Origin of the sequence: Pseudomonas sp. 1D4 (assembly GCF_001728925.1) — a bacterium.
Classification (GTDB): Bacteria; Pseudomonadota; Gammaproteobacteria; order Pseudomonadales; family Pseudomonadaceae; genus Metapseudomonas; species Metapseudomonas otitidis.
The window spans coordinates 23,790-40,885 of record NZ_LXJQ01000012.1; the positions used below are offsets into that span (position 1 = coordinate 23,790).

At 66.1% G+C, this 17,096-nt stretch carries 15 protein-coding genes; 8 read left to right on the forward strand and 7 right to left on the reverse strand.

The features are described 5' to 3' along the window. Positions 1-6: 6 nt before the first annotated feature. The 4 genes from A7D27_RS08640 to A7D27_RS08655 form a co-directional block, all read right to left on the reverse strand. Positions 7-1,038, reverse strand: coding sequence for an ABC transporter substrate-binding protein (locus A7D27_RS08640; RefSeq protein WP_069562503.1), 1,032 nt, complete (start codon positions 1,036-1,038; stop codon positions 7-9). 54 nt (positions 1,039-1,092) lie between these two features. After that, entirely contained in the window at positions 1,093-2,205 is a 1,113-nt protein-coding gene (locus A7D27_RS08645; RefSeq protein ID WP_069562504.1) for an ABC transporter ATP-binding protein, read from the reverse strand. A gap of 198 nt (positions 2,206-2,403) precedes the next feature. Beyond that, positions 2,404-3,033: a response regulator transcription factor gene (locus tag A7D27_RS08650; RefSeq protein ID WP_069562505.1), complete on the reverse strand. Its 630-nt coding sequence runs from the start codon at positions 3,031-3,033 to the stop codon at positions 2,404-2,406. Further along, entirely contained in the window at positions 3,030-5,432 is a 2,403-nt protein-coding gene (locus A7D27_RS08655; RefSeq protein WP_069564617.1) for a PAS domain S-box protein, read from the reverse strand. The genes A7D27_RS08650 and A7D27_RS08655 overlap by 4 nt, the downstream gene beginning before the upstream one ends. Before the next feature lie 138 nt (positions 5,433-5,570). Between A7D27_RS08655 and A7D27_RS08660 the strand changes: the two genes are divergently transcribed. After that, the gene (locus tag A7D27_RS08660) at positions 5,571-6,671 is read left to right on the forward strand and encodes an alpha/beta hydrolase family protein (protein ID WP_069564618.1); all 1,101 of its coding nucleotides are present in this window, start codon (positions 5,571-5,573) and stop codon (positions 6,669-6,671) included. Here A7D27_RS08660 and A7D27_RS08665 read toward each other — a convergent pair whose 3' ends face one another. From A7D27_RS08665 to A7D27_RS08675, 3 genes are read right to left on the reverse strand one after another with little or no spacing between them, the layout of a single operon-like run. Continuing rightward, entirely contained in the window at positions 6,672-7,430 is a 759-nt protein-coding gene (locus A7D27_RS08665; protein WP_069564619.1) for a TerB family tellurite resistance protein, read from the reverse strand. 1 nt (position 7,431) lies between these two features. Then, positions 7,432-8,103, reverse strand: a complete 672-nt coding sequence (gene murU, locus A7D27_RS08670; RefSeq protein WP_069564620.1) for an N-acetylmuramate alpha-1-phosphate uridylyltransferase MurU — start codon at positions 8,101-8,103, stop codon at positions 7,432-7,434. Then, complete coding sequence (locus A7D27_RS08675; RefSeq protein WP_069564621.1) at positions 8,100-9,125, reverse strand: aminoglycoside phosphotransferase family protein; 1,026 nt, start codon at positions 9,123-9,125, stop codon at positions 8,100-8,102. Before A7D27_RS08675 ends, murU begins: the two co-directional genes overlap by 4 nt. Positions 9,126-9,251: 126 nt before the next feature. Here A7D27_RS08675 and A7D27_RS08680 point away from each other — a divergent pair, with 126 nt between their 5' ends. The 7 genes from A7D27_RS08680 to glpE all read left to right on the forward strand — a co-directional run bounded on the left by A7D27_RS08680 (position 9,252) and on the right by glpE (position 16,901). After that, a complete protein-coding gene (locus A7D27_RS08680; RefSeq protein WP_069564622.1) occupies positions 9,252-12,035 on the forward strand; it encodes an LPS-assembly protein LptD in 2,784 nt (927 codons plus the stop codon). After that, on the forward strand, positions 12,016-13,308 hold the full coding sequence (gene surA, locus A7D27_RS08685; protein ID WP_170832285.1) for a peptidylprolyl isomerase SurA: 1,293 nt from the start codon (positions 12,016-12,018) through the stop codon (positions 13,306-13,308). Before A7D27_RS08680 ends, surA begins: the two co-directional genes overlap by 20 nt. A 68-nt stretch (positions 13,309-13,376) precedes the next feature. Continuing rightward, on the forward strand, positions 13,377-14,375 hold the full coding sequence (gene pdxA, locus A7D27_RS08690) for a 4-hydroxythreonine-4-phosphate dehydrogenase PdxA (protein ID WP_069564624.1): 999 nt from the start codon (positions 13,377-13,379) through the stop codon (positions 14,373-14,375). A gap of 144 nt (positions 14,376-14,519) precedes the next feature. Then, entirely contained in the window at positions 14,520-15,323 is an 804-nt protein-coding gene (gene rsmA, locus A7D27_RS08695; protein ID WP_069564625.1) for a 16S rRNA (adenine(1518)-N(6)/adenine(1519)-N(6))-dimethyltransferase RsmA, read from the forward strand. 39 nt (positions 15,324-15,362) lie between these two features. After that, positions 15,363-15,743: a Co2+/Mg2+ efflux protein ApaG gene (apaG, locus tag A7D27_RS08700; protein WP_069564626.1), complete on the forward strand. Its 381-nt coding sequence runs from the start codon at positions 15,363-15,365 to the stop codon at positions 15,741-15,743. Between the two features lie 8 nt (positions 15,744-15,751). Then, a complete protein-coding gene (locus tag A7D27_RS08705) occupies positions 15,752-16,579 on the forward strand; it encodes a symmetrical bis(5'-nucleosyl)-tetraphosphatase (RefSeq protein ID WP_069564627.1) in 828 nt (275 codons plus the stop codon). Then, the gene (gene glpE, locus A7D27_RS08710) at positions 16,572-16,901 is read left to right on the forward strand and encodes a thiosulfate sulfurtransferase GlpE (protein WP_069564628.1); all 330 of its coding nucleotides are present in this window, start codon (positions 16,572-16,574) and stop codon (positions 16,899-16,901) included. Before A7D27_RS08705 ends, glpE begins: the two co-directional genes overlap by 8 nt. The last annotated feature ends 195 nt before the right edge of the window (positions 16,902-17,096 follow it).

Below are 17,096 nucleotides of genomic sequence, written 5' to 3' on the forward strand. Positions count from 1 at the left end.
GGCCGGTTACTTGGCGGCCCAGGAGTTGAAGCGCTGCTCCAGCTGCTCGCCGTAGTCAGCCCAGAAGGTGACGCTCATGGCGACCTGGTCCTTGATGTTCTCCGGGGTGGTCGGCATGTCCTTGAGCAGCGCCTTGTCCAGCAGCGGCACCGCCTGCTTGTTGGCCGGGCCGTAGGCGATGTTCTCGGAGTAGATCTTCTGCTGCTCGGGCTTGACCGAGAAGGCGATGAATTCCAGCGCAGCGTCCTTGTCCTTGGCGCCCTTCGGAATGGCCCAGGCGTCGAAGTCGTAGATGCCACCGGCCCAGACGATCTTCAGGTTGCTTTCCTTCTGCACGGCGGCGATGCGGCCGTTGTAGGCGGAGCTCATGACCACGTCACCGGAGGCGAGGAACTGCGGCGGCTGGGCGCCGGCTTCCCACCACTGGATGCTGGGCTTGATCTGGTCCAGCTTCTTGAAGGCGCGGTCCTGACCCTCTTTGGTGGCCAGTACGGTGTAGACGTCCTTGGGCGGGACGCCGTCGGCCATCAGGGCGAATTCCAGGGTGTACTTGGCACCCTTGCGCAGGCCGCGCTTGCCTGGGAACTTGCTGGTGTCCCAGAAATCGGCCCAGCCGGTGGGGGCGGTCTTCAGCTTGTCGGCGTTGTAGGCCAGCACGGTGGACCAGACGAAGAAGCCGACGCCGCAGGGCTGGATGGCCCCCGGGACGAAGTCTTCTTCCTTGCCGAACTGGGCCGGGTCCAGCTCTTCGAACAACCCCTCGTCGCAGCCACGGGCCAGCTCGGGGGACTCCACTTCCACCAGATTCCAGGACACGCTGCCGGTGTCCACCATGGCCTTCACCTTGGCCATCTCGCCGTTGTACTCGCCGGCAATGATCGAGTTGCCGGTGGTGGCCTGGAAGGGTTCGTAGAACGCCTTCACCTGGGCATTCTTGTTAGCGCCGCCGAAGGATACGACGGTCAGGTCGGCTGCCATGGCCTGTGCGGCACATGCCAGCCCCAACGCAAGGGCAGTGAGCTTCAAGGATTTGGACATTGTTGTTCTCTCCATAGTGCAAGTGCAGGGTTGGGGTTAAGCCTCGGGCAGGCGTCAGCCGTCCACCGCCGCCGGGTCCAGCGCGCGGACATGCTCCACATGCCAGCCAAGCGGCACCACGTCACCGACGGACAGGGACGGGTCCAGCTCGGCAATGGGCTGCTTGACGAAGAAATCGGAATGACCACAGACCTCCAGGCGAATGCGCACGTGGTCGCCCAGGTAGATGAACTCTTCCACGCGGCCGGAGAAGCGGTTGGCACAGGACTCGCTGGCGCTGTTCAGGCGCACGCGCTCCGGGCGCACCGAGAGGGTCACCGGTTCGCCGGGCTGGCCGACCTTGACCGCCAGGGCCTGGATCTTCTCGCCGCGCGGCAGCACCACCACGCACTGGTCACCGTCACGGCTGAGCAGTTGGCCGTTGATGCGGTTGTTCTCGCCGATGAAGTTGGCCACGAAGGTGTTGCAGGGGAACTCGTACAGTTCGCGCGGCGGGGCGATCTGCTGGATCTCGCCCTGGTGGAACACGGCCACTCGGTCGGACATGGTCAGCGCCTCGCCCTGGTCGTGGGTCACGTACACCACGGTCACGCCCAGGCGCTGGTGGATGTGCTTGATCTCCATCTGCATGTGCTCGCGCAACTGCTTGTCGAGTGCGCCCAGCGGCTCGTCCATCAACACCAGTTGTGGCTCGAACACCAGGGCACGGGCCAGGGCCACGCGCTGCTGCTGGCCGCCGGAAAGCTGGGCGGGGTAGCGGTTGCGGAAGCTGTCGAGCTGGACCATGGACAGCGCACGCTTCACGCGCTCGCTGATATCGGTCTTGTTCATGCCACGCACGGTGAGCGGGAAGGCCAGGTTCTCGGCCACCGTCATGTGCGGGAACAGGGCGTAGTTCTGGAACACCATGCCGATGTCGCGCTTGTGCGGCGGCACGTTGTTGATCGAGCGACCAGCCAGGAGGATCTCGCCATTGGTCGGGGTCTCGAACCCGGCGAGCATCATCAGGCTGGTGGTCTTGCCGGAACCGGAGGGGCCCAGCAGGGTCAGGAATTCGCCTTTGCGAATGTCCAGGTTGAGGTCTTTGACGATGAGGGATTCGCCGTCGTAGCTCTTCTGCACGCCACGGAAGCTGACCAGTACATCGTTCGCCGGAATCGAGGCCATCACCGCACCTTTTTTGATTTTTGTTTATGCCGTGCCGAGAGACTAGAGAAGCCGGCAGGCCACGAAAATCGGGCGCCATGAGACTTTGCTATCAGGGTGGCAGAGGATCGCCTGTAGGGATCGCCCTACAATCCAGAGCGATCCGCTCGGACATTCCCAGGCTGGAACACGGCCGCACCTTCCCTGGCGAAAGCCGCTTCAGAGCAGCTTGTGCTCCACCGCGTACTTCACCAGGTCCGCCACCGAATGCACCGCCATCTTCTGCATCAGGCGGGCCTTGTGGGTGCTCACCGTCTTGCTGCTGACGGCCAGGTGCTGGGCGATCTCGTTTACCCCCTCGCCCCGCACCAGGCGCTCGAACACCGAGAACTCCCGCTCCGAAAGCAGCGCGTGGGGCGGTCGCGAGTCGGTCAGGCCGACTTCGAACACCATGCGGTCGGCCAGGTCCGGGTCGATGTAGCGCCCGCCGGACGCCACCTTGCGGATCGCCGTGAGCAGCAGCGCCGGGTCGCTGTCCTTGGTGGCGTAGCCGGCGGCGCCGATCTTCAGTGCGCGCGCCGCCATCTGTGCCTCATCGTGCATGGACAGCACCAGCACCGCCGGCGGGTTGCTCAGCGCACGGATGCGCGGAATCGCCTCCAGGCCGTTGACCCCGGGCATGGAGATGTCCAGCAGCACCACCTCGCAGGGTGTGTGCCGCAGGGTTTCGAGCAGTTGCTCGCCATTGCTCGCCTCGCCGACCACGGACAGGTCCTTGGCCAGGCCAATGAGCTGCTTGATGCCCTCACGGACGATGGTGTGGTCTTCGGCCACCAGTACTCGGATCACGCGGTCGTCTCCTTCTCCAGGGGAATGCGCACCTCCAGGGTGCTGCCTTCGCCCGACTGGCTGTGGATGGACAGGCTGCCGCCCAGCATCAGCACGCGCTCACGCATGCCCACCAGGCCGAACGATGCCCCCGGACGGCAGGCATCGGGGTCGAAACCTATGCCGTCGTCGCTGATGGAAAGCCGCAGCCAGCCGTCTTCCGGGGCCAGCTCCAGCTCGACGCTCTGCGCGCGGGCGTGGCGCAGCACGTTGGTCAACGCTTCCTGCAGGATGCGGAACAGCCCGATGGCCTTGGCATCGGACAGCGCCGGCGGCGCCTCAGGCACCGTCACCAGGCAGGGGATGCCGCTGCGCGCCTCGAAGCGCCGGGCCTGCCATTCGATGGCCGAGCCGATGCCGGCGTCGAGGATCGGCGGGCGCAGCGCCGTGGCCACGTCGCGCACCAGTTGGAAGAGCTGGGCGATCAGGCGCTTCATGCTGTTCAGGCGCTCGCCCAGGCCGGCATCGCTGCCGCCGTAGGCCAGCTCGCACATGGAGGTTTCCAGCTTGAGCACGGTGAGCACCTGGCCGAGTTCGTCGTGCACTTCTCGGGCGATGCGAGCCTTCTCCTCCTCCCGCACACTTTCCAGATGCGCCGACAGGTCACGCAGTTGCGCCCGCGAGGCGGCCAATTCCAGCTCGATGCGCTTGTTGCCGGTGATGTCCCAGACCACGCCGTCCCACACCGCGCGACCATCCTCGAAGACCCGCGCACTGGCCTTGATATCGGCCCAGCGCTGCTCGCCGTCGCGGGTAAGGATGCGGCCCTGCCAGTGCCAGTCGCGGTCCTCCGCCAGGGCGGCCATCTGGCTGGCCCAGTAGCCGGCCTCGTCATCCGGGTGGACCAGCCCGCGAATGCCGCGCCCGGTGTTCAGCAACTCCTCGGCGCTGTACCCCACCAGCGCCTCGCTGCCGGCGCCGATGAAGGCGAACGCCGCATGGGCGCTGCCACTGGGCCGCTCCAGTCGGAACACCAGCCCGGGTACGTTGGAGGCGATGCCCTTGAGCCGCGCCTCGCTCTCCTCCAGCGCTTCGTGAGCGCGGCGGCGTTCGGTGATGTCGGTGAGGAACACCACCAGGTATTCGGAGGTGCCGAAGCGCAGGAAGCTCAGTGACACGTCCATGGGCACCAGGCGCCCATCCTCGCGCTGGCAGAGGGTCTCGATGTTCTGCGCGCTCTCGCTGCTGTTGCGCGCACGGCGCCAGAGGTTGAGCCAGCGGTCCATCGTGAGATCCGGCTGCAGGGCCGAGAGCGGGCGGTCCACCAGCCCGCCCGGTGCGTAGCCGAGCATCTGCTCCACCGCCCGGTTGGCGTAGCGCACATGGCTGTCCCAGTTGACCCAGAGGATGCCCACGGTGCTGTGGTCGATGGAGAACTGCGTCAGCCGCAGGGCTTCCTCCGCCGCCTCCCGCAACTGGATCGCATGGCGAGCCTCCAGCAGGCGCTTCTCCAGCGCACGCTGCTGCCGCCGCAACCAATAGATGATGGCGCCCGCACTGGCGAGCAACAGGCCGAACAGCAGGCAGAGGTTCTGCCAGAAGCCCGGGGACTCACTGGCACGCGGGTAGCGGGCCTGCAACCAGCGCTCGTGCAACTGATCCAGGTCCTTCGGCGGGATCGCCCGCAGGGCGACGTCCACCAGGGTGGACAGCTCCGGCCAATCACGCCGCGTGGCGACCCGCAGCAACTGCGGGAAGCCGATGTCCGCCACCACAGCCAGGCCGGTGAACTCCTGCTCGCGGGACAAGCGGCTGAGCTGTGCCTCATCGATCACCGCGTAGCGCACCTGCTGCTCCAGCACCGCACGCAACGCCTGGCGCTCGCTGGTGACCGGCTGCAAAGCAAGGCCGGAATAGGTGGCCCGCAGGTAGTCGGCCACCGGGCTCGGCGAGCGCAGCGCCACAGGCTCGTTCGCACCGAGCTGTTCGATGTCCACCGCGCCGGTGGTGGCACTGCGCTCGCCCACCATCAGTTGCGGCACCCGCATGTAGGGGTCGGAGAACAACCACAGGCGCAGGCCGGCGGGGGTCTGGATCAGGCCGGGGGCGATGTCCACCTGCCCATTGCGCAGGGCGTGCTCCAGCTCAGCCATCTCGTTGAAACTGCGCCAGACGAGCTGCACGCCGAGTTCCGTGGCCAGGCGCTCCATCAGCTCGACGTTGAGGCCGGAGAGTTGCTGCAAGCGGCGATCCAGTTGCGCATAAGGTGCCTGCAGCATGATGCCGACACGCAGTTCGGCATGATTCTTCAGCCAGGCACGTTGGCCGTCATCAAGGGGCAGCGTCGACGCCGGCTGCGCCAGAGACAGTCCCGGCAGCAGGCAGGCGAACAGGATGGACAGGCACAACGTGCGAATCATGCGACGGGACACCACGACGACCCGGGATCTGGGGCGGACATACCTTACTCCAGCGCCGCCCCTGGAGGCGAAGGCAGGCCTGACAAAAAAACAGCCAACCTATAGGCTTCCGCCAGTTGCCCCACCCGGACGCCTGCCATGCCCCGCCTTCCTTCCATCCTCGCGCCCCTTGCCCTGGTTCTGCTCTGCACTGCCGCCCTGGCCGAAGACCCGCCTGCCGGGAACAGCGATCAGGCACCGACCGAAGGCAATGAGCAGCCGGCCGAGAAGCCGGTGGAACGGGCGCCACTCGACGAGCGCAGCGAGGAGGATGCCAAGGCCCTTGAGCAGCGCCTGCCACTGAGGGAGCAACAACGGCTGGGCGCAGGCAGCGAGCAGTTCCTCGCTTTGTGGCGGCCCGCCAATGTCGCCGAGCCCTATGGGGTGGTGATCCTGCTACCGGGGGATGGCGAAAACGCGGACTGGCCCCGGGCGATCGCACCACTGCGAACCAGGTTGCCGGACGTGGGCTGGCACACCCTGAGCCTCACCCTGCCCGACCCGGCCGGCGATGAACCCCCACCGCGCCCGGCAGGCACCTCGCTGCCTGCGGCCAGCGAAGGAAGTACGCCTGCAGAGCCGCCGAAGCCCGAAAGTGCAGACCCGGCCGATCCGCCACCACCGACGGAGCAGGCCGGCACCACCGAGCCCAGTGCTGATCCGCCCCCCCCTCAGCCCACCGCCGAAGAGCGACGCAAGGCTCAAATCGAGCGGATCGCCGCACGGATCCAGGCGGCCGTCGACTTTGGCCGCCAGCAACAGGCCACTACTGTCGTCCTGCTAGGGCATGGTACTGGCGCCTGGTGGGCGGCACGTTTTCTGACCGACAACCCATCCAGTGGCATCGAGAACCTGGTGATGGTGGCGGCGGACGTGCCGGCTGGCTACGAGCCCCCGCTTGAGGAGCTGGCCACACGCCTACCCCAGGCAGTGGGGGATCTCTACTACCAGGAAGTCCCCGCCGCTGCCGCAGCGGCCCTCAAGCGTCTGCAGGCCAGCAGGCGGGTCAAGCATCTGGACTATGTACAGGTACCGCTGGCGAACTGGTCCGCCAGCCGCGATGCCAAGCAGGAGCAACTGCTCCGTCGGGTACGTGGCTGGCTGGACAACCACCTGGGAAGAGCCGCACCGAACAGTCCGGTGAGCGGCGGCGCTACGGCGCCCACGCCACCAATAGCGCCGCCGACGCCGAGCATCTGATCAGCGGAAGCCGTGACGCTCGCGGATAAGGTTGTAGGCGTTGTGCAGCTCACGGGTCCGCTCGGTGGCCTCGCGCACCCGCTGCGGGGTGGCGCCTGCACCCGCAAGCTTGTCGGGGTGGTGCTGGCTGATCAGGCGCCGGTAGGCCCGTTTGATGACGGCAGGCTCGCTGTCAGCAGCCACGCCCAGTAACGCCAGCGCCTCCTGATAGGCACCGCCGCGCTGCACCGGCGCACCGCTGGGCCTGTCGAAACCGACGCTGAGCGCTTCCACTTCGTTGGCCGGCCAGTCCAGCCATTGCCCCCATTGCAGGATCAGCTCCCGCTCCTGACGACCGATGCGCCCATCGGCGGCCGCCATCTGCCAGCAGGCGCGCAGCAGGGCTTCGCCCGCCGCGCGCTGATGGCGCAGGCGACGCAGCGGCCGGCGCAGGTCGCCCTCACCGTTCTTGCCACGGGTAAAGGCCTTGATGGCACGACGCTGGGCGGCGTCGTCCAGCCCGAGGCGACGCATTTCGGCACGGGCCTGCTGGATGTGCACTTCGAGCACCCGTCCTCCACTCTTGGCCAGGCGGCCGAGGAGGCGGAACAGCAGCTCATGCTCATCGCGGCGGCGCACCCACTGGACCAGGCGTGACCAGGAGTTGAGCTTGAAACGCCGGTCCGCCACCTGGCCCAGTAAACCGCCGAGCAAGGCACCGGGGATGCTGGCGATGAACATGCCGGCGACGACACCCAGGAGGGTCATGGGCCAGAACATCTCAGCGGCCCGCCTCGACCAGACGCTCGACTTCAGCCAGGCGCTCCAGGGTGCCCACATCCACCCAGTGGCCCGGGTGATGCTCACCACTCACCTGGTCGTGTGCCATCGCGTCACGCAACAACGGGGCGAGCTTGAAGGCGCCGGCGTGGCAACCGTCGAACAGGCGCGGGTCGAGCACGGCGATGCCGCTGTAGGTCAGCCCTGGCTTGCCAGGCACGCCATCGCTGACGCGCCCTTGGTGGAGTTGGAAATCGCCACCCGGGTGATGGGCCGGGTTGTCCACCAGGACCAGGTGGGCCAGGCCGTCGAGCGGTGTGCGCAAACGAGCGAAGTCGTAGTCGGTCCAGATGTCGCCGTTGACCACCAGGAAGGGCTCGTCGCCCAGTAGCGGCAGTGCTCGATGGATGCCGCCGCCGGTCTCCAGCGGCTCGCCCTCGGGGGAGTAGCGGATGCGCAGACCGAACCGCGCGCCGTCGCCGAGGTGGTCCTCGATCTGCTGGCCGAGCCAGGCGTGGTTGATCACCACGTCGACGAACCCGGCTACAGCCAGGGCATTGAGGTGGTACTCGATCAGCGGAACGCCGGCCGCACGGACCAAGGGCTTGGGCGTGTGCAGGGTGAGCGGCCGCATGCGCTCGCCCTTGCCGGCGGCAAGGATCATCGCCTTCATGCGGGAGTCCCCGCTTGGCGGGGCAGGCTGGCCAGCAGCTCGGCCAGGGGCGCGAGTTCGGGCCGGCGCGCCAGCACGGCTTCTATATAGGAGAAGAAGCGCGGGACATCGCCCAGGTAGCGGGGCTTGCCGTCACGGTGGCAGATGCGGGCGAAGATGCCGATGACCTTGAGGTGGCGCTGCACGCCCATCAGGTCGCTGGCGCGGAGGAAGTCATCGAGCTGCGGCTGCACCGGGATGCCGGCCTCGCGAGCGAGGTTCCAGTAGCACTCCAACCAACCGCGCACCCGCGCCTCGGGCCAACTGAGGAAGGCATCCTTGAACAGGCTGGTGACGTCGTAGGTGACCGGGCCGTAGACCGCGTCCTGGAAATCCAGCACGCCGGGGTTGGGCGTACTGAGCATGAGGTTGCGCGGCATGTAGTCGCGGTGGACCAGCACGCGGGGCTGTGCCAGGGCGCTGTCGACCAGCAGGGCGCAGGTCTTCGACCAGAGCGCCTGCTGGGTGGCGTCCAGGGTCACTTCGAGATGGCGCTGCAGATACCAGTCGGGGAACAGCTGCAGCTCGCGACGCAGCAGGGCGTCGTCGTAGCAGGGCATCGGCACATCGAGGCGGCGTCGCTGCAGAGCAATCAGGGCCTGGAGGGCATCCTCGAACAGGGCCTCGGCGTTGTCGGTATCGATCACTTCCAGGTAGGTCTGGCGCCCCAGATCGTCCAGCAGCAGGAAGCCCTGCTCAAGGTCGGCCGCGAGGATGCGTGGCACATGCAGGCCGGCTTCGGCCAGCATGCCAGCGACCTTGACGAAGGGGCGGCAGTCTTCCTGAGGCGGCGGAGCATCCATCACGATCAGCGTGCGGGCCTCGCTTTGCCAGCGGAAATAGCGGCGGAAGCTGGCGTCGCTGCTGGCCGGAGCCAGGCTCGCCGTGGGCACTTCGCCCCAGCCCTCACGCTGGAAAAGAACGGGGAGCTGCTGCTCCAGCCAAACGCTAAGTTGTTGAAGCCGTACATCTTGGTGGGGCATCGAGAGGTCTCCGACGGCGCTAGCCGTTGCGCGGGTCATGCTTTATTATCCAGCATCTTTTTCAGCCCATCGAGAGGCGTGCGGCCCCCGCGGGCCGATGGCGCGCAGGAAGCCCGGACTAACAAGATGGCAGTAAAATCTCCCGCGTTTCGTAAAAAATTCCCCTTGCTGGTCACCGGCGGTCTGCTGGCCCTGCAACCTGTAGCCACTCCATTCGTTGTCGCCGCTGATCAGTTTGACTGCCAGGCGTCCACCACGGGCGGCTGGGCCTGCACCCCCAAGGCTTCCGCGTCGAACCTCCCGCCCCGGCCGATCCACAGCGAGAGCGCCGTCAGCTCCACCGTGGGTGTCGCCAGTGCGCAGGCAGGCAGCGACGGCCAGGTAGCCCGCGGCGAAGAAGCCAAGCCGACGCTGGTCACCGAATCCGGTGGTCGCGCCCTGGCTTCCCGCAGTGCCGACTACAGCCACCTCGACTGGGTCCCGCGTGAAAAGCTCACCGCCGCACAACTGGCCGAGGCCGGCCCGTACTGCGCAGGCGCCTACATCGAGCCGACCCGCCCGGGTATGAACGACAAGACGCCCAAGGCGGATGCGCCCACCTATATCTCTGCCAAGGCCTCGCGCTACGAGCAGGAGCAGCAGGTGGCTACCCTCGCCGGTGACGTGGTGATGCGCCAGGGCAGCATGCAGGTCGAGGCCGACGAGGCCAACCTGCGCCAGGCCGAGAACCGTGGCGAGCTGGTCGGGAACGTTCGCCTGCGTGACAACGGTGCACTGGTAGTAGGCGACCGGGCCGAGCTGCAACTGGACAACGGCGAGGCAAAGATCGACAACGCCGAGTACGTCCTGCACAAGGCACACGTACGCGGCAGCGCCCTGTACGCCAAGCGCCAGGACGACGCGATCATCCGCCTGAAGGACGGCACCTACACCCGCTGCGAACCAGGTGACAACGCCTGGAACCTGAAGGGCAACAACATCAAGCTGAACCCGGCCACCGGTTTCGGCACCGCGACCAACGTCACCCTGCGGGTCAAGGATGTGCCGGTGTTCTACACCCCCTACATCTACTTCCCGATCGACGACCGTCGCCAGTCCGGTTTCCTCCCACCGAGCATCGGCAGCGGCAGCGACACCGGCTTCACCCTGTTGACCCCCTACTACTTCAACCTCGCCCCCAACTACGACGCGACGCTTTACCCGCGCTACATGGCCAAGCGAGGTCTGATGATGGGCGGCGAATTCCGCTACCTCACCAAGAGCAGCGAAGGCCAGGTCAGCGGCGCCTACCTGAACGACGAGAACGACGACCGCAAGCTGCAGTCGGAGTACAAGGACAAGCGCTGGCTATACAGCTGGCAACACACCGGCGGTCTGAACTCCCGCCTGCTGGCCGAGGTGGACTACACCGACATCAGCGACCCCTACTACTTCCAGGACCTGCCCACTGACCTTGACGTACAGCGCAACACCTACGTCAACCAGCGCGGCACCCTGACGTGGCGCGGCGACAGCTATACCGCGCGCCTGAACGCCCATGCCTATGAAATGGCGACCGTCACCGACATCACCCCCTACAACCGCCTGCCCCAGCTCACCCTGGATGGCACGTTGCCGGTAGACGCAGGCGGCCTGAAGTTCGACTATTCGACCGAGTTCGCGCGCTTCGAGCGCAGCCTGCGCAACGGCAACTTCATCGACGAGAACGGCCAGGCCACTCCTTGGAACGACACGCGCATCCAAGGTCTGGCGCGCGCCGACGGCAACCGTATCCATGTCGAGCCGGGCGTCAGCCTGCCGCTGGACTGGAGCTACGGTTTCCTCAAGCCCTCGGTGAAGTACCTCTACACCCAGTACGACATCGACCTGGACAGCCAAGGCAAGTCGACGTTGCTCGCCGGGCAGACCTTCAAGAGCAGCCAGGACCGCACCGTACCGATCTTCAGCGTGGACAGCGGCCTGTACTTCGACCGCAACGCCACCCTGTTCGGCAACAACTACCGTCAGACCCTCGAGCCACGCCTGTTCTACCTCTACGTTCCCGAGGAGAAGCAGAGCGACATCCCGGTCTTCGACACCGGCGAAAGCAGCTTCAACTATGCCTCGCTGTTCCGCGAAAACCGCTTCACCGGACGTGACCGCATCGGTGATGCCAACCAGGTTTCCCTGGGCGTGACCAACCGCTGGATCCAGCCCAACGGTTTCGAACGCCAGCGCTTCAGCATCGGCCAGGCCTTCTATTTCGAAGACCGCAAGGTCCAGCTACCCGGTATCGACTACCGCTTGCGCAACTCCGCCCAGGCCAGCAGCTCGCCCTACGCGATGGAATACCTGTATCGCTTCAACCGCGACTGGCGCCTGAGTTCCGAGTACAACTGGGATCCTGACGCTGGCCAGACCCGCTCCGGCAACCTGATGTTCCACTACCAGCCGGAAGACGAAGTCAACAAGGTCGTCAACTTCGGTTACCGCTACCGCAATGACGCCGTGGTCTACAACCAGACTACCGGCCGCTGGCAGGAAGGTGGCGACTACAAGGACCCGGTCACCGGTAACGTGATCAAGGACTACTACAAGATCCAGCAGCACGACGCCTCGGTCATCTGGCCGATCGTGCCGCAGTGGGCCGCCATCGCACGCTGGCAGTACGACTACAACCGCAACCGCACACTGGAAGCCTTCGGTGGCTTCGAGTACGACAGCTGCTGCTGGAAGCTGCGCCTGATCAACCGCTACTGGGTCAGCTACGACGAAACCACCCTTTCGCCCGACCTGAACGAAAAAGCCGACCGTGGCATCTTCCTGCAGATCGTCCTGAAGGGCCTCGGCGGGATCATGGGCAACAAGGTTGAAAGTTTCCTCGACACCGGCATCCAAGGTTACCGTGAACGTGAAGACCAAGCTTTCTGATTGTCTGCGCCCGCTGATGCTGGGCGCCCTGCTCCTCGGGACCGGTGCGCAGGCCGAGGTTCAGACCCTCGACCGCGTAGTGGCGATCGTCGACAACGACGTGGTCATGCAGAGCCAGCTGGACCAGCGCGTCCACGAGGTCCAGCAGACCATTTCCAAGCGCGGCGCCGCACTCCCCCCGGAGCACGTCCTGCAGCAACAAGTGCTCGAACGCCTGATCATCGAGAACATCCAGCTGCAGATCGGCGACCGCTCCGGCATCCGCATCACCGATGAGGAACTGAACCAGGCCATCGAATCCATCGCCCAGCGCAATGGCATGAGCGTGGATCAGTTCCGTTCGGCACTGGCCCGTGATGGCCTGTCCTACCAGGACGCCCGCGACCAGGTCCGTCGCGAGATGGTCATCAGCCGAGTGCGCCAACGCCGCGTGGCCGAGCGCATCCAGGTCACCGACCAGGAAGTGCAGAACTTCCTGGCCTCCGACCTGGGCAAGCTGCAGCTGTCCGAAGAGTTCCACCTGGCCAACATCCTGATCCCGGTTCCGGACGGCTCGTCCCCGGACACCATCCAGGCTGCCGAGCGCCAGGCCCGCGACCTCTACCAGCAACTGCGTCAGGGCGCCGACTTCGCCCAGCTGGCCATCTCCCGCTCTGCCGGTGAAACCGCCCTGGAAGGCGGCGAGATCGGCTGGCGCAAGGCTGCCCAGTTGCCCCCGCCCTTCGATGCCATGATCAGCGCCCTGTCGCCGGGCGAGGTCACCGAGCCGGTACGCACTCCGAGCGGCTTCATGATCCTCAAGCTGCTGGACAAACGTGGTGGCAGCAGCCAGGTTCGCGACGAAGTGCATGTGCGTCACATCCTGCTCAAGCCCAGCGAGATCCGCAGCGAAGCCGACACCAAGCGTCTGGCCGAGCGTCTCTACGAGCGCATCCAGTCCGGGGAAGACTTTGCCGAACTGGCGAAGAATTTCTCCGAAGACCCGGGTTCGGCCCTCAACGGTGGCGACCTCAACTGGATTGATCCCAATGCTCTGGTGCCCGCGTTCCGCGAGGTGATGGAGAACACGCCGGCCGGCAAACTCTCCCGTCCGTTCAAGAGCCCCTACGGCTGGCACGTGCTCGAAGTACTCGGCCGTCGCGCCACGGACAGCAGCGACCAGATGCGCGAGCAGCAGGCCATCAACGTCCTGCGCAACCGCAAGTACGACGAAGAGCTGCAAGCCTGGCTGCGTCAGATCCGCGACGAAGCCTACGTCGAAACCAAGCTCTGACCCGCTTCACCGGCGAGGACTCGCCAGCGCTAGAATGAGCGCCCGAGTTCCCCGCCGGAGCCCTCCTGATGCCCCCCCTGCGTTTTGCCCTCACCCCCGGCGAGCCTGCCGGTATCGGTCCCGACCTGTGCCTGCTCCTTTCTCGCGAAGCCCAACCCCATCCGCTGATTGCCATCGCCAGCCGGCAACTGCTTGAGCAGCGCGCCCGCACCTTGGGCGTCGATATCAACCTCATCGACGTCACAGCCGAGCGATTGCCCACCGTCCCCGCTGCCGCGAGAGCGCTCTACGTCTGGGATACCCCCTTGGGGGCAGAAGCCACGGCCGGACAGCTCGACACCGCCAACGCGGCCTATGTCCTGCAGACGCTCACCCGCGCCGGCCAGGGCTGCCTGGATGGATTGTTCGACGGCATGATCACCGCCCCGGTGCACAAGGGCGTGATCAACGACGCCGGCATCGCCTTCTCCGGCCACACCGAGTTCCTCGCCGACCTCACCCGCACCCAGCAGGTGGTGATGATGCTCGCGACCCGGGGCCTGCGCGTCGCCCTGGTCACCACTCACCTGCCGCTGAAGGATGTCGCCGCCGCTATCACAACCGAGCGCCTGGAACGGGTCACGCGCATCCTCCATGCCGACCTGGTGGACAAGTTCGGCCTGAGCCAGCCGCGCATCCTCGTCTGCGGCCTCAACCCCCACGCTGGGGAAGGCGGTCACCTGGGACGGGAAGAGATCGAGGTGATCGAGCCCTGCCTGCAGCGCCTGCGCGCCGAGGGCATGGACCTGGTCGGCCCGCTGCCGGCCGACACCCTGTTCACCCCCAAGCACCTGAAGCACTGCGACGCTGTCCTGGCCATGTACCACGACCAGGGCTTGCCCGTGCTCAAGTACAAGGGCTTCGGTGCCGCCGTGAACGTCACCCTGGGCCTGCCGATCATCCGCACCTCGGTGGACCATGGCACCGCCCTGGACCTCGCCGGCACCGGTCGCATCGACGGTGGCAGCCTGCAGGTGGCGCTGGAGACCGCCTACCAGATGGCCACCAGCCGCCAACGCACCGCTTGATGCCGACCGACCGCTGCCCGGATTGCCACCGGGCAGCGGCGAGCAGCACCTGATCGCCGCTTTTGCCTTAAACTACGCGACCTCGTTTTTTCGCTTTGTGCTCTTGCTTGATGCTTGCAGCTTGAAGCCTGGAGCCGCCTCTCTATGTCCGAATACCAACACCGCGCCCGCAAACGCTTTGGCCAGAACTTCCTGCACGACGCCGGCGTCATCCACCGCATCCTGCGTGCGATCCACGCCAAGCCTGGCGAGCACCTGCTGGAGATCGGCCCCGGCCAGGGCGCGCTGACCGAAGGGCTGCTGGGCAGTGGCGCGCAACTCGACGTCATCGAACTGGACCTGGACCTGATCCCGATCCTCAACGCCAAGTTCGGCGCCGAGCCACGCTTTCGCCTGAACCAGGGCGATGCCCTGAAGTTCGACTTCCACCAGTTGGGCGCCGAGCCCCGCTCCCTGCGAGTCGTGGGCAACCTGCCGTACAACATTTCCACCCCGCTGATCTTCCACCTGCTGGACAACGCACCGCTGATCCGTGACATGCACTTCATGCTGCAAAAGGAAGTGGTGGAGCGACTGGCAGCAGAGCCCGGCGGTGGCGACTGGGGCCGCCTGTCGATCATGGTCCAGTACCACTGCCGCGTGGAGCACCTGTTCAACGTCGGTCCGGGCGCCTTCAACCCGCCGCCGAAGGTGGACTCCGCCATCGTCCGCCTGGTCCCCCACGAGACCCTGCCGCATCCGGCCAAGGATCACCGCCTGCTGGAGCGCATCGTCCGCGAAGCCTTCAACCAGCGCCGCAAGACCTTGCGTAACACCCTGAAGGCCCTGCTGGACGCCGAAGCCATCGAAGCCGCCGGAGTGGATGGCAGCCTGCGCCCCGAGCAACTGGACCTGGCCGCGTTCGTCCGTCTGGCTGACCAGCTTGCCGCCAGGACAGGCACCGCCTGAGCTCCTAGACTTTTTTCACCGCGCGAGAGAGCCCACCCAGTGTCCGAATCCCGCTACCAGATCGACGTCAGCGTCACCACCCGCTACCTGCCTGAGCAGTCGCAACCGGACGACAGCCGCTACGCCTTCTCCTACACCATCACCATCGCCAACCGCGGCGATGTGGCCGCACGGCTGATCTCCCGCCACTGGGTCATCACCGATGGCGACGGCCAGGTGCAGGAAGTGCGCGGAGCCGGCGTGGTCGGGCAACAGCCGCTGATCGAGCCGGGTGCTCAGCACGTCTACACCAGCGGCACAGTGATGACCACCCGCGTGGGCGCCATGCAGGGCAGCTACCAGATGCTGGCCGAGGATGGTCACCACTTCGACGCCCCCATCGCCCCCTTCCGCCTGGCCGTACCCGGCGCACTGCACTGAGGCCCGCCATGACGACCTATGCCGTTGGCGACCTTCAGGGCTGCCTGGATCCCCTGAAGTGCCTGCTCGACCGGGTCGCCTTCGATCCCGCCCGGGACCGCCTCTGGCTGGTGGGCGATCTGGTCAACCGTGGCCCGAAATCCCTCGAGACACTGCGGTTCCTGTTTGCCATGCGCGAGTCGGTCACCGGCGTGCTCGGCAATCACGACCTGCACCTGCTGGCGGTGGCTCACAATGTCGAACGGCTGAAGAAGTCCGACACCCTGCGGGAAATCATCGAAGCCCCCGACGCCGGGGACCTGCTGGACTGGCTGCGCCGGCAGAAGCTCGTCCACTACGACGAGGCCCGTGACCTCGCCATGGTGCACGCCGGCATCCCGCCCATGTGGACGCTGGCCAAGGCCCTCAAACGGGCTGCCGAGGTGGAGGAGGCGCTGCTCGACGACACGCGCCTGCCGCTGTTCCTCGAGGGCATGTACGGCAACGATCCCGCCCGCTGGGACAGCGACCTGCATGGCATCACCCGCCTGCGAGTGATCACCAACTACTTCACCCGTATGCGCTTCTGCATGGCGGACGGTACCCTCGACCTGAAAAGCAAGGAGGGCGTGGACACCGCCCCGCCAGGCTACCGCCCCTGGTTCGCCCACCCGACTCGCAAGACCCGCGGACAGAAGATCATCTTCGGCCACTGGGCAGCCCTCGAGGGCAAATGCAGCGAACCCAACTTGCATGCTCTCGACACCGGCTGTGTCTGGGGCGGCACCATGACCCTGCTGAACATCGACAACGGCCAGCGCATCAGCTGCGACTGCAAGGAGCACCGACATGAGTGAATTCCAGCGAATCCCGCCGGAGCGGGCCCAAGCCCTGCGCGAACAAGGCGCCGTGGTGGTCGACATCCGCGACCCGCAGAGCTTCGCCCTCGGCCACATCAGCGGCTCGCGCCACCTGGACAACTACTCCCTGGCCGACTTCATCGCCCAGGCCGACCTCGACGCACCACTGATCGTCACCTGCTACCACGGCAATTCCAGCCAGGGCGCCGCCGCCTATCTGGTGGGCCAGGGCTTCTCCGAGGTCTACAGCCTTGATGGCGGCTTCGAGCTGTGGCGCGCCACCTATCCCGGCCACGTAGCACATGGTGGCGAAGAGTAAAAAAACTGCGAATGGCGCAAACCCGCGCCGTTCGCAGCCTTGCGCCCTCTCCTGACGAACGGCAACACGCTGTGATCACTCCGTCATCCTTGACCTCGCCGATTCCGAACTACTCTTAGCGCAGGCCATCCAAAAAAGGAGAGCCGGCACACCGGTTCCGGGCCATCGGCAGCGACCATTTGGTGTACTGGGGGA

Bases quoted from the DNA above. Each gene is read 5' to 3' on its own strand.
- A7D27_RS08640 (WP_069562503.1), bottom strand. From the start codon at position 1,038: ATGTCCAAATCCTTGAAGCTCACTGCCCTTGCGTTGGGGCTGGCATGT.
- A7D27_RS08645 (WP_069562504.1), bottom strand. From the start codon at position 2,205: ATGGCCTCGATTCCGGCGAACGATGTACTGGTCAGCTTCCGTGGCGTG.
- A7D27_RS08655 (WP_069564617.1), bottom strand. From the start codon at position 5,432: ATGATTCGCACGTTGTGCCTGTCCATCCTGTTCGCCTGCCTGCTGCCG.
- A7D27_RS08660 (WP_069564618.1), top strand. From the start codon at position 5,571: ATGCCCCGCCTTCCTTCCATCCTCGCGCCCCTTGCCCTGGTTCTGCTC.
- A7D27_RS08665 (WP_069564619.1), bottom strand. From the start codon at position 7,430: ATGTTCTGGCCCATGACCCTCCTGGGTGTCGTCGCCGGCATGTTCATC.
- murU (WP_069564620.1), bottom strand. From the start codon at position 8,103: ATGAAGGCGATGATCCTTGCCGCCGGCAAGGGCGAGCGCATGCGGCCG.
- A7D27_RS08675 (WP_069564621.1), bottom strand. From the start codon at position 9,125: ATGCCCCACCAAGATGTACGGCTTCAACAACTTAGCGTTTGGCTGGAG.
- A7D27_RS08680 (WP_069564622.1), top strand. From the start codon at position 9,252: ATGGCAGTAAAATCTCCCGCGTTTCGTAAAAAATTCCCCTTGCTGGTC.
- pdxA (WP_069564624.1), top strand. From the start codon at position 13,377: ATGCCCCCCCTGCGTTTTGCCCTCACCCCCGGCGAGCCTGCCGGTATC.
- rsmA (WP_069564625.1), top strand. From the start codon at position 14,520: ATGTCCGAATACCAACACCGCGCCCGCAAACGCTTTGGCCAGAACTTC.
- A7D27_RS08705 (WP_069564627.1), top strand. From the start codon at position 15,752: ATGACGACCTATGCCGTTGGCGACCTTCAGGGCTGCCTGGATCCCCTG.
- glpE (WP_069564628.1), top strand. From the start codon at position 16,572: ATGAGTGAATTCCAGCGAATCCCGCCGGAGCGGGCCCAAGCCCTGCGC.